The sequence below is a fragment of the Dyadobacter sp. 32 genome, assembly GCF_902506755.1.
Lineage (GTDB): Bacteria > Bacteroidota > Bacteroidia > Cytophagales > Spirosomataceae > Dyadobacter.
Window position 1 is genome coordinate 5,266,895 of sequence record NZ_LR735258.1, and the last position, 12,727, is coordinate 5,279,621.

General features: G+C 44.5%; 9 protein-coding genes. 5 read left to right on the top strand and 4 right to left on the bottom strand.

Features of this window, described 5'->3' with window-relative positions; translation table 11 throughout:
- Positions 1 to 179 precede the first annotated feature (179 nt).
- Both DYADSP32_RS21605 and DYADSP32_RS21610 read right to left on the bottom strand, forming a co-directional pair.
- A complete protein-coding gene (locus DYADSP32_RS21605) occupies positions 180 to 920 on the bottom strand; it encodes a glycosyltransferase family 2 protein (protein ID WP_149240811.1) in 741 nt (246 codons plus the stop codon).
- Between the two features lie 41 nt (positions 921 to 961).
- Entirely contained in the window at positions 962 to 2,668 is a 1,707-nt protein-coding gene (locus DYADSP32_RS21610; protein ID WP_149240810.1) for a hypothetical protein, read from the bottom strand.
- 612 nt (positions 2,669 to 3,280) lie between these two features.
- On the opposite strand from DYADSP32_RS21610, the gene DYADSP32_RS21615 reads away from it, so the two are divergent.
- Positions 3,281 to 5,653 (top strand): ABC transporter permease, encoded by a 2,373-nt coding sequence (locus tag DYADSP32_RS21615; protein ID WP_149240809.1) that lies wholly within the window; start codon positions 3,281 to 3,283, stop codon positions 5,651 to 5,653.
- A 152-nt stretch (positions 5,654 to 5,805) separates the two neighbouring features.
- On the top strand, positions 5,806 to 8,136 hold the full coding sequence (locus tag DYADSP32_RS21620) for an ABC transporter permease (RefSeq protein ID WP_414617954.1): 2,331 nt from the start codon (positions 5,806 to 5,808) through the stop codon (positions 8,134 to 8,136).
- Between the two features lie 50 nt (positions 8,137 to 8,186).
- Here the strand turns inward: DYADSP32_RS21620 and DYADSP32_RS21625 are convergent, their stop codons facing one another.
- Positions 8,187 to 8,834, bottom strand: a complete 648-nt coding sequence (locus DYADSP32_RS21625; protein ID WP_149240807.1) for a hypothetical protein — start codon at positions 8,832 to 8,834, stop codon at positions 8,187 to 8,189.
- A gap of 1,125 nt (positions 8,835 to 9,959) precedes the next feature.
- Here DYADSP32_RS21625 and DYADSP32_RS21630 point away from each other — a divergent pair.
- From DYADSP32_RS21630 to DYADSP32_RS21640, 3 genes are read left to right on the top strand one after another with little or no spacing between them, the layout of a single operon-like run.
- A complete protein-coding gene (locus DYADSP32_RS21630) occupies positions 9,960 to 10,799 on the top strand; it encodes an oxidoreductase (RefSeq protein WP_149240806.1) in 840 nt (279 codons plus the stop codon).
- 53 nt (positions 10,800 to 10,852) lie between these two features.
- On the top strand, positions 10,853 to 11,110 hold the full coding sequence (locus DYADSP32_RS21635; protein WP_149244732.1) for an Atu4866 domain-containing protein: 258 nt from the start codon (positions 10,853 to 10,855) through the stop codon (positions 11,108 to 11,110).
- 19 nt (positions 11,111 to 11,129) lie between these two features.
- Entirely contained in the window at positions 11,130 to 12,044 is a 915-nt protein-coding gene (locus tag DYADSP32_RS21640) for a helix-turn-helix domain-containing protein (RefSeq protein ID WP_149240805.1), read from the top strand.
- A 30-nt stretch (positions 12,045 to 12,074) separates the two neighbouring features.
- On the opposite strand, the gene DYADSP32_RS21645 is transcribed toward DYADSP32_RS21640, so the two are convergent.
- Positions 12,075 to 12,704, bottom strand: a complete 630-nt coding sequence (locus DYADSP32_RS21645) for a response regulator transcription factor (RefSeq protein ID WP_149240804.1) — start codon at positions 12,702 to 12,704, stop codon at positions 12,075 to 12,077.
- Between the last annotated feature and the right edge of the window lie 23 nt (positions 12,705 to 12,727).

Here is a 12,727-nt window from a genome sequence, read left to right on the forward strand (position 1 = left end):
ATTCCATTCTACAATTTGCTAAAATTCGCCCCCATGCCGACGTCACTGGCACGAATTTGCATAATAATTATGGTAAGTCGGTCACACGGCGGTGATAAGCCATTGAATTGAAAAGGACTCATGGGAGGAATTAATTGATTCTCCTCCAAAAAGTCCTTAGCCCAATGCGAACATACCATTTACTTTAACAAATCCCACTTATACAGTCCCGTTTTCGCCAGTGCATACAAACAGGAAACACGAAGTACACCCAAGCCGTAAACAATACTCCGTTGAAGATTGATGGATGACGCCTCTTCGAAATATTTAGTAGGGCATGTCACTTCACCGACTTCATAGCCCTTTGAGAATATCTGGGCGATAATTTCATTGTCAAAAACAAAATCGTCGTTGCATTTATTATAGTTGATGCTCCGCAAAACCTCTCCGGAATAGGCACGATACCCGGTGTGATATTCGGATAATTTCTGATTCATCAGCAGGTTCTGCGTGAAGGTCAGCAATCGGTTGGCGATGTATTTGTACATTGGCATTCCGCCGTTCAGCGCTCCTTTTCCTAAAATCCGGGATGCAAATACAACCGGATAAAGCTCGTTGCCGATGATGGAAATGATTGCCGTTAACAGCAAAGGCGTGTACTGGTAGTCGGGATGGAGCATGATGATGATATCTCCGCCAAGCTCTAGTGCTTTGTTGTAGCATGTTTTTTGATTGCCGCCATAGCCCTTGTTTTTTTCATGGGTAATCACGTGTTTCACGCCCAATTTCCGGGCTACTTCTGCCGTATTGTCGGGACTTGCATCGTCCACCAGCACGACCTCGTCCACCAGATCGAATGGGATTTCACGAAATGTTCTTTCGAGCGTTAAAGCCGCATTGTATGCAGGTAAAACAACGATTACTTTTTTGTCTTTATACATGGTATTGCAAATAGGCGCTTAAAAATAGTATGTCTTTCAGGTTACAAGCTTTGATTCTTTTGAACGGAAAGTTCTTTTTCGGGTATCAGCCGGTCTTTCCGGACGTAAATTTTCTCCCCGTTAACGGTGGAAACATGATGGTAATGCTCTGCCACATAGTCGCGTATTTCCGGGAAGTTTTCATGCCGGTACTTGGCGGGCTCGTTAAACCAGAGTGATTTTGTCGTGATCTCATCTACAAATACAATGGGTTTGCTTCGCCTGAGATCTTTCAGATATTTTTGAAAATAGTTTTCCTGCATGCGCGAGGGCGTCATAATGCGGTAGATCATCACGTCGGCGGTTCCCTGAGCGGTTCTTGTTTCCAGATGATACGCAGGCTTCCAGCCCCAGATGGTCACGTCGTCACCAGGCTGAGCGTATTTGAGAATCTCTTTTGAAACAGCGGATATCTGTAAAGGTCTGCCTAAATCTTCGATCGAAATAAGGCCCGTGTTTGTGGCCGTATAACCCACTGTGGTAGTTATTTTGTATACAAAATGGGGTAGTATACAAATGGCCAGCCATACGGAAGAGCTTATCCATATGGACCTCCGGCTCCATGTCTGCTGCCGCAAACCTGCTTCCAGTAATACACCGGCCAGCAGCGCAATGGGTATCATCAGGAATTGCAGATAATGCTGAAAATAATATCCCGATTTAATTACCGAATAGAATGCAATGCCCACATGAAAAAAGCTGAAAAAGAAAAGCAGTGAAAAGGTTTTGCCGATTGCACCGGATCGGATCAGCATCCATACTGCCGCTCCCAGGAGTGAGGCGTAGCTTAGAAAGAGCACAATAAACTGACCCGAATATCTCAGGAATTTGGCAAAGCCAAGCAGTTTTGTCAGCATGGTACCCCCACCTGAATATTGCACATTCCCGATCAGATAAAATTCCCAGAAATATTCAAATATTCCGGAATAGAAAGCCAGCGCGAAAACGATAACAGGGAAGGTGAGTCCTCCCAGTGCCAGAATAATGAGGTCTCTGACTTTTCGATCACTCCGCAGAAACACCAGCAGGGCAGTAAAAGCCACCGTTAGCAGCGCAGTGGGCACACCCTGAAGTTTGGCAAATGGCACCATGCCCGCAACGAAAGCAATCAGAAAAAGGAGCCTGCCCGAAGGTTTGTGCTGCTTGTAAAGTACCGAGAACTGCCAGAAGCCAACAGCGAGCAGCAGTAATACAAAATATTCATTACAAAGAGCAGAAAAATACCCCTGGCTCAAAACATAAAACAAACCGATGGGGGCAAATACAATGAGGCTCACCTTGCGGCTAAAAAAGTTTTGAAGGGTATCGTAAGTAAGCCACAACACGATCAGCAACACAATAAAACCCACCAGTCGGGCCGTGACATAGTCGAATGGCATGCCGAGCAATGTGGGTATGATCAGGAAATACATGGTGAGCGGTCCTTGGGTAGTGCCATCCACATATTTCCAGTAAACCCAGTATTTTTTCATACTGAGCGCCTGTGCCAGCATCTGGCTTTCATCCACTTCCAGCTCATGATTGTAGGCCAGAAATGGTAAACGCATGAAAACCAGCAGTGCCAGAAAGAGCGCACCCCAGAATGATAAAGAAAAATCTGAGGGTGATTTTTTACCTATGTAGGCTTTTAGAAAAAGGATGCAGCAGAACAGAACAAGAACAAAGCCAGTTAAGGTATATTTTGTCAGCAGATCGTCAAAGTTGAGCATGAACTAAAAATGTATCTTAAAAGTATTTGATGGAACTTTCATGGGATATTGCCGGGAGTGGATTAGCAAGTGAACCTTGCCGGATCGCTGTTTTCAGCGCATTGCTGCCTGGCGTTTTGAGTGTTCCTGTTTTATATTAGTAATTGTTAAAGTATTCTATCTAAACGTGTGCTTGCGTAGCCTCTCACCAAAAGCAGATGGCCAACAGCTACTTGTAAGGCGCAAAGGTATACCTTTTTACGGGACTGATGCTTTCCGGTTAATCATTTACTTTCTCAAAAGGGCGTGATTAACCGGCATTTGTCGATAATTCGTTTCTTTTCACCGATATTTTTGAAATTAGGGTTCTACCCATGATTCAAACCGTCTCAGCATTGCATTGGACAAATTTTTGAAGCAAATGTTTTGTTCGAAAACCAGGTTTCAGGTGGTTTCTGTAGAATCCATACGTCGATGCATATTGCATGCACTTTATTGTTTTTGAAACTGAACGTCCGTGTTCGATTTTGAACAAAAATTGATAATTTATTATATTATAATGCTGATAATCAAATATTTAAAAATCCGGTACGGTTATTTTAAATGTATTGGCATGCACAAGCCCGGTAACCTATGTTTCAAAACTACCTCAAAATCGCCTTTCGTAATCTCTGGAAACACAAACTGTTTTCTCTGATCAATGTCCTGGGACTGGGGCTGGCCATGACTTTTTGCTTCATGCAGCTGATGCAGATCCAGACCAGCTTTGAAAAGGACTCTTTTCATCCAAAACAGGAACGCATTTACAGGATTCTCACCGATGCCACATCCGGGGATGGTGAGGTTCATTCACTGGCATCTACGCCCATGCCGCTAGCAGAAAAACTGAGGGATGACCAGAGTGTGATCGAAAGGTCGACACGCGTAATCCGCAGTTTTGGAGGTAACCTGAACAACGGTATCAAAACGCTCAGGGTGAACGGTATGTATGTGGACCCGGAGTACTTCAATATTTTTGGATTCAAGCTCGAAAAGGGAAAACCCTGCGTGGAACCTGGCACGGTGGTGCTGTCTTCGCAAATGGCCGAGCGTTTCTTTGGTACCGCTAATCCGGTGGGCAAAACGCTCATTAACCCGGAGTTGGGCACGTTCACCATTTCAGGTGTTTTTGCCTCGCTAAAACCTTTTACCACACATTTAAATGCAGATATGGTTATCTCCATGGCCAGTATTTCGCAGGTGAACAAGACGGTTCAAAAGGATAACTGGCTGGATTACAACGCCTATACTTTTGTATTGCTCACCGCAGGAAGTAAACGGGAAGCACTGGATCGCGCTCTTCACAGTGTAGCGGCAGATAATATCAAGCACGTTGAATTCAAGAACTTTAAAAGTCATACATACCGGAGTCAGCCGTTGCGGGAGATTTCTCCGGATTGGGAAAATCTGGCTAACAATCCAAATGTGGAGCCAATCTGGAAGATAGGTGTGGGCCTGTCGATACCGTTGGTGATTATTCTTCTGGCTGGTTTCAACTACGTCAATCTTACCCTGACGCGTTCGCTAAGCCGCGGGCGTGAAGTGGGTGTACGCAAGGTGGCGGGGGCAAAGCGCTCTCAGCTGATCCTGCAATTTTTGACAGAGACTACGGTGATCGCATTTCTGGCGCTGGGCATCGGCTATCTGGGTTTATTGGCAATCAAGTCGTATGTGCATGTTGGCTGGCTGAATTGGGAGGTGCAGCAAACTGGTCTTTTATGGACTGCCTTTATCATTTTTACATTGTTTACAGGCATTTTGGCGGGCATTCTGCCGGCAGGAATTTTGTCTGCTTTTGAGCCCGCGCAGATAATGAAAGGCGAAATCGGGCCTGCCGGGGTTGGTAAGATCAGTTTCCGCAAATCGCTGGTGGTTATTCAATTTGTGGTCGCCCTGGTCTTCATGACTTTTACCGGCATCTCCAACAGTCAGTTTGAATTTATGGCGACCGACAACGATAACTTCAACAGAAAGAATATTCTGAATATTCCGCTTTCTTCGTCAGATTTTGCGCCAATGGCCGGTGAGATGGGCAGGCAGGCAGATGTGGAAAGGGTGGGGCTGGCGTCTGCAACACTCAATGAGGGTGCCGGAAAGGTGAAGATTGCCAGACTCGACAATAAAATGAACGAGCCACAGGATTCCTACATCTACGCTGCTGACGCCCGCTTTATCGAAAACATGAAACTTAAGTTTGTAGCCGGAAACAATCTGCCGGAAGCATCGGCGGATACATCTGTGCATTTTGTGGTTGTGAATCAGCGGGCGGTAAAAAATCTTGGATTCGGAAACGCAAAAGACATTGTCGGGCAGACGATCCGGTTAAATGAAACCCCTGTGCAGGTTGCGGGTGTGGTGAAAGATTTTTGTTTTATGCGGTACGAATTGCCGCTGGCACCCCTGGTGCTGGCTTATGACCCCGGCGAGATCAAGGTGCTGTCACTCAAAATCGCTGAAGGTGCGGACAGGGATCATGTAGCGGCCACCCTTGCCCGGATTTGGAAACGCTTTCACCCGCACGAGGCTTTTGTGCATGCCTGGTACGAGCAGCAACTGTACGACGACTATGCAGAAGGCGGTGACAAGCGTTTTATGGGTGTGATCGTTTTCATTGTATTTGTGATTGCTGCCATGGGTTTACTGGGTATGGTCACCTACACAACGGAAAAACGGATCAAGGAAGTGGGGATCAGAAAAGTAATGGGTGCAAGCGTTCCTCAGATCATGCGTCTTTTATCTTCGGGTTTTGTCAAACTTATCCTGCTGGCCTCTGTGATTGCGATGCCGGTCGGGTATTTTCTCGGGGGTTTGTTCCTGAATATTTTCACTTATCACGTCGCACTTGGGCCCCGGGTTTTTCTGCAGTGCCTGGGTAGTCTGTTGTTAACGGGGCTTTTGGCCATTGGCATACAAGCTTACCGTACCGCCACAAGTAACCCTGCAGATACGCTGCGGGCTTCTGATTAAGTTGTAATTTTTTGTAGATTGGTCACGAGGGTTTAAAGGTCCCTGGGGGCCAATAAAAAGTCGTTTCATATAGAATCTTAGCTATTTACATGCTCGGACATTATTTTAAAATCGCGCTAAGGGCTTTACTTAATCGTAAATTTTCGACTACGATGAGTGTATTATGCCTCTCGGTAGGTATGGCAGGTAGCCTGCTGATCGGTCTTTATATTTTTGATGAATTGCAATTTGACCAATACCATACGCGTAAGGACAGCATATTCAGGGTCACTTCCAGGTATGATCACGGGGGATCTGAATACCGGTCTGCTCAAACAGAGGGGAATATTGCATCTGTACTGACCGATAGGTTCCCTGGTGTGGAGCGGGCTACCAGATTGTCACCCAAGGATGAGGTTTTTTTATTTTTGGATAAAAACGCTTTTAAGGAAGGCATTGTGTACACGGATTCGTCTTTTACTGAAGTATTTACAGTGGACTTTTTGTTGGGGGACAAAAGTAGCTGCCTTGATAATCCAGCATCCATAATTATAGGTGCAACCACTGCCCGAAAGTTATTTGGTACCAACTGGAATCAGAAATCGATAATAGGAGAAACATTGTTTCTCGATGGGCATATCCCGTTGACTATTACAGGCGTATTTGAAGATTTTCCGACGCATTCACATATCAGTTCACAGCTCTTTGCGTCTGTTCCCTCAGAGCATGAAGAATGGTTGAATGATAAAAGTAAAGTGTACACTTACATTTTGCTGGGGAAGCTGGCAAGTGTAGAATTGCTCGAACGTAAACTGTTGTCAAACAGGGGGCTATTTGGTGATTTAAATACTTATCTCCATCTGCAGCGAATAACCAGGATCCATTTGTTCTCTGACTTTGGAGATGAAAATGCGACTGTGGGCAATATCAAAAATATCTATTCTTTAGCCTTCGTGGCATTTCTGCTGCTGGTCATGACCCTCGCCAATTTTGTAAATCTATATACCGCCGGGTCATTTGGCCGAATGAAGGAAATGGGGGTAAGGAAAGTGATCGGAGCAGTTAATGGTCAGTTACGAACCCAGTTCCTTTTAGAAACAGCAATCATCACCTTCCTTTCTGCCATTATTGCTTGTTCTGTCATTTTAATTTTTCTCCCGGATTTTAGCAGGATTACATCTAAAAAGTTTTCTCCTGAAAGCTTATTGGACTTGAATATAGCCTTATTGTTGGGTGTTTTTTTGCTCGTTATACCCTTGCTCGCCAGCGCGTTTTCTTCAATATATATTTCCGCAATGGGAGCCACGGAGGCTTTGAGGGGTAATTCCAAAGGAAGGGTTTCCGTTTTTGGTTGGAGAAAAGGGCTGGTCGTACTTCAGTTTTCAATCTCCGCAGTCATGATCACCCTCTGTGCTGTGTCGTATAGCCAGATAGATTTCGTAAGACATAAAAATGTTGGATTTGATAAGAAAAACATTGTCACGCTGGCAAACCCTTATATGCTCGGATCCGTAGAGAAGATTGTTGGATTTAAGAATAAACTTTTAACGATCCCGGGAGTTTCTGATGCTTCAATTACCGGCTATACGCCCTCACAGAGCAGGTGGGGTATTCCAAAACTAACTTTTTCAGCACGAGATGAAAGCCTCGGGCCGGCGGTACCTGCAAACTGGCTGACCGTTGACGAAGGTTTTATCCGAACAATGGGGATCGAATTGATTACCGGGAGAAATTTCGCTTCCATCCAAGAAAATGATGCAAGATCAATTATTATCAATGAAACTGCCGCCAGGCAGTTCATTGATAATCTGAGGGAAAAAGACCCAATGGCGCTTGAACTGGCAATTAAAGACCCGAAGGATTCAGTTTATGCAGGCTATAAGGTCATCGGAATTGTTAAAGATTTTAATTTTGGTTCACTGCATGAGGCCATAAAACCTGTCATTATGAAGGTTGGGCTTCATCGATTTGAAATTGCCCTTCGCTTATCACCTTCAGTAGACAAACAGGAAGTGTTGAGGCATGTAATGGCGATCTGGCAACAAAACCTCCCAAAAGTTCCTTTTGAATATCATTCTCTTGAGGACAGGTATGATCAGCTTCATAAGTCAGACTCCGCAGCCAGCACAATTTTTTCGGTGTTCTGTATTTTGACGATTATTATTTCTGCTTTTGGTTTGTTCAGCATTGTAACCTATTCTATCATGGGTCGGACCAAAGAGGTCGGAATCAGAAAAGTTTTAGGTGCATCAGAACTAGGTATCGCTTTACTCCTCAGCAGAGAATTTGGAATTACGCTGCTCATGTCCTACATCCTCGCGTTACCCGTAGCGGCCATGATCTCGAATAAATGGATCAACGATTTTGCCTATAAAATTGAAATATCGGTGTGGTTTTACGGGATTACCGCCCTGATTTTATTCTTCATAACATGCCTGACGCTCGGTTTTCAGTCCATAAAGGCAGCTATGGCAAATCCGATCGATAATTTAAGACATGACTAAGAAAAACAGGCAGTGATCGCGTTGGAAATTGCCGAACGCCCCTAACAGATTCACTTAAAATTCGCCCTTTTTAGTTTAAAACTGCCCGTGATGCGCTGCTTCTGGTAACTCTGGCAGTTGTCTTCCGGGCGATTGTAAACCCTGATATCAAAACTTCCTTCAATGGTGCCGCCATCTTTGTTGCTGTACGTGGTCACATCCACGTTTTGAAAATCCACGGCTAATTCTTCCTGATCGCAGAAGCCGTCACCTTTGGGGAACCGTCGGTAGTTTGCCCTGTTGTCGTATATCAGCAAGGGTGAAGGAGTGGCGGCTGCGGAGCCTGTCCTGATTCTTTTGATGTAGGTCGAAGTATTATCGGCATTGGCATTTTCTTTGGTAAATTGATAAGCCCTGGCACTGGTGACCGCCGATACTTTGAATCCGGCGTTAAAGCCGTTGGCTTTGGTGGGGTCCTGATAATTGGTTGCTCCGAACCCAATCGCCATCTGGTCTCCGTCAAAGAAGCATCCCACCGTAAGTATCCCTTCATGGGTCGTTTCCGGATTGAACTGGCTGAAATGCACCGTACGGCCATCGTCAAAAGTGGCGTCGAGCCCGTAACTATTCAGGTTTTCCGGTTCAATTTCTTTTTCTTTTTTTTCGCAGCCTAGGAAAAGGATGCCGAGTGTGAGGAGTATGACGCTTAATTTATTCATGATGAGAGAATTTTCGTAAAGAGAATCAGCAGATTGAGATGCATTTATTTCTTTACAAATTTCCTTCAACAGGGCACACGTTGCAATAACATATTAGGGTTAGTGGCAAGCAGTTTGGTCACCTTTAATTTGCGTTGGCCGGAAAAACTGAATATTTTTAAAAAGTAGGAAAGGTCAGAGATCCTTGACAATGGGAGGAGCCGGTGGTCTGGAGGACTACGACCAATGGGGTCACCGAAGCCTTCGGTTATTTATTCTCTTTCTACTGCAGGCTTTATTGATTCATTTTGTCTAGGTATAGTGGTTATTTAGGTTATTTCATATCTTAATCTCGATTTGGCTCGTTTTTGAATCTACTAATACTCTATGGAGCAGTTATTTAACTCAGATGAAATTAGCACTATTATCTATAAATCAGGGGACCCCAAATATCAAATTAAGAACTTGTATCATCCCGGTTTTACAAAGTGCCAGATTCAAAAAATCTCAAAACAAGGACTTATTCTTGTCACTGGAAATGATGACACCGGATATTTGCATATAATGAAAAGGCATAATCCGGTGCGTGCGGACTCATTTAAAAATGAGAGTAGTGTTTTGGATTCCCCAACCACTTTCGAATATGGATTTCAGCCGATTTTTCACATCCTTCCAATTTTGTACGCTCACTACCCGTATTTTCCGTGCTGTGTATCCGTCTTGCCAATTAACACACTGGTTTATTAACCGAAACAAACAGTGATTACATTTTAAAAATCAACCTCAACAACAGCGCCACTATACTAGTTATCGCCAAATACATCAGCAAATTACCAGCCGGCTTGTAATTCCCAGAATTCGGGTTTGAAAGTTTTTTCATTTGAGGAATGGTTTCTTTACGCCAAGAGTTATTCAAGTTATAAACCTACTGAATAATTGAGACTGGAAGGTAAACAATTTCTGTTGCAGATATCACCCTTACTGGTTTCCATTGTGGTCAACATCATCGTGAACGGGCAGTAAACCCTCTTCGATCAATCAAATTCCTTCCTCCCACGATTCAACTACAACAATCACCGATTGAACTACGTCCCTTAAATACACCATTCCCAACTTTGTCCCATCAAAAAATTAAACGAAAAAATCATGGAAACAAAGAAGGTTTGGCTTGTAACAGGAGCCTCGAAAGGTTTGGGATTAACGTTGGTTAAAAAGCTGCTGGACAACGGCTATCGTGTTGCGGCTACCTCACGGAATGCACAGTCTCTGGTTGAAGCAATTGGTGGAGAATCAGATTCATTTTTACCCTTGGAAGTAAGCCTGACGGACAACGATGCTGTAGAAGCGGCGGTTAAAAAAATCATTTCCCATTTTGGTAAATTGGATGTTGTGGTGAACAACGCAGGGTATGGACAACTCGGTACGCTGGAAGAATTGACGGATGCAGAGACACGAGAGAATTTTGATGTCAACGTTTTTGCTCCACTGAATGTGATCAGAAATGTGATGCCTTATCTGAGAGCTCAGAAATCCGGAAATATTTTTAACATTGCTTCGGTTGGCGGTCTCTTTGGAAGCTTTCCGGGATGGGGCGTTTACTGTTCTACAAAATTTGCCATGGCTGGTTTTACGGAGGCTTTGGCGGAAGAAGCGAAGGAATTTGGCATTCATGCAACGGTGGTGTATCCGGGCTACTTTCGTACGGATTTTCTGAAATCAAGCTCGTTGAGAACACCAAAATCGCCGATTCAGGAGTATGAAGCAGCAAGGCAATCGGAGCAGGCACATTTGCAAGACATCAACGGAAACCAGCCTAATGACCCGGAAAAGGCGGCAGATGTTTTGATTGCCATAAGCGAACAGGAAAAGCCGCCGGTTCATTTATTGCTGGGTAGTGATGCGTATGGGATGCTGAAAAACAAAATTGACATCATCACCAACGATGCTGAACAATGGAAGGAATACACGGTTTCAACAGGCTATTGATTCTATCGGTTTTCCTGACGATCAGTAGCTGTAATTCCACATGCAATACCGTAATGATGAATAAAACAATAGAGGAAACCAGGGAATACATCGGCATGTGGGTAACGAAAGATGGCTATATTCGTCATGAATTGTTGCCTGCCAACAGGTATGACGAAACCCGGGGAGCGCGTAAAAGCGCCTACCAGGGAAGTTACAAAGTTTCGGGGAATCGCATCGATTACAAAGATGATACCGGATTCACGGCCGACGGTGATTTCGGAGATGGCGTGTTGTATCACGCAGGGATGGTTTTATACAAAGAAAAATAACTACGAAAAATAGCAGCAAATGGCAGATACATTTCGCTTTCACTCACTGACCGAATTCCATTCATTTTGCGGTTTGCCCAAGCCGGAGCATCCGTTGATCAGTCTTATTGACTACAGCAAAGTTAATTATCCGGTCAATGACAATGAGATGAAATGGGTTCAGCATTTTTACTCCATTGGGTTGAAGCGAAATGTAAATGCCAGATTTAATTACGGACAGCAGCAATACGATTTCGACTCCGGTATCCTGTGTTTTGTATCACCGCTTCAGTTTCTCAAAATAGAAACAAACCCGGATGCAGTCGTGGAACCGACGGGCTGGTTGTTGCTGATCCATCCCGATTTCCTGTGGAATACGGATCTGGCGAGGAAAATAAAGTCTTATGATTTTTTTCAATATTCAGCTAATGAAGCCCTGTTTTTGTCTGATAAAGAAGAGAAGATTGTTGTGGATATTCTTCAAAACGTGGAACAGGAGTACCGGTCCAACATCGACAAATTCAGCCAGGAACTGATTATCGCGCAAATTGAGAGATTACTAATTTACTCAGACCGCTTTTACGCACGGCAGTTTATCACCCGAAAGAAATCGAATCACGATCTGCTTTCAAGGTTCGAGCAAATTCTGTCACGGTATTTTGAAAGCGGCAAAGCATTGGAAAGTGGCATACCTTCGGTAAAAGTCCTGGCAGGGGAACTGAGTATTTCACCAAATTATCTGGGAACGCTCCTGCGCATGTATACCGAGCAGAACACACAGCAGCACATTCAGAACAAACTCATTGAGCTTGCCAAAGAGCGGTTGACAACTACTGAATTGTCGGTGAGCGAAATTGCCTATGATCTGGGCTTTGAGCATCCGCAGTCGTTCAGCAAACTTTTTAAAGCAAAAACCAGTCAGAGTCCGCTGGAATTCCGGGCTTCGTTCAACTGACGGAGTGGTGATGTCCATGAAAGTCGACGCCTACCTCCCCTGCGAAACCTTATAAAGCGCCTCGGTGGCACTGTTCACATGCAGCTTTCGGTAAATGCTTTTGATGTGCACGCGAACGGTTTCGACGGAGATGGTCAATTCGGAGCCTATCATTTTATAGCTGTATCCTTTGACCAGGAATTCCAGGATTTCATTTTCTCTTTTGCTGAGCAATTCCAGGTTGGGGTCTTTTTTTGTTTCGTATTTGGGGATAAATCCGAGGACCTTGCGGGCAATCGCACCCGACATCGGTGCTCCGCCTGCGAGTACATCTCTTACCGAAGTTTGCAGAGATTCCAGGTTCTTTTTAAGAATGTATCCATTGGCACCGGCGCAAATGGCGTTAAACACATTTTCGTCATCCTCAAAAATGGTGAACATCAAAACCGGCACTTCCTTGTTGACCGTCCGAAGGTCCTTCACGGCACTTACGCCGTTGCTGTGCGGCATCTCAATATCCATAATGATCACATCCGGCGTGTACCGCGCTACATCCTTTTTGACAAAACTGGCATCTGTGATGGCACCTACCACCTCGCAAGATTTGTCCCACTCAAGAAGGGTCACCACGCTGTCGCGCAGGCTTTCGTTATCTTCGTATATGAGGACCTTTGGTATCATAGATCAAATATAACAGGCTTTAT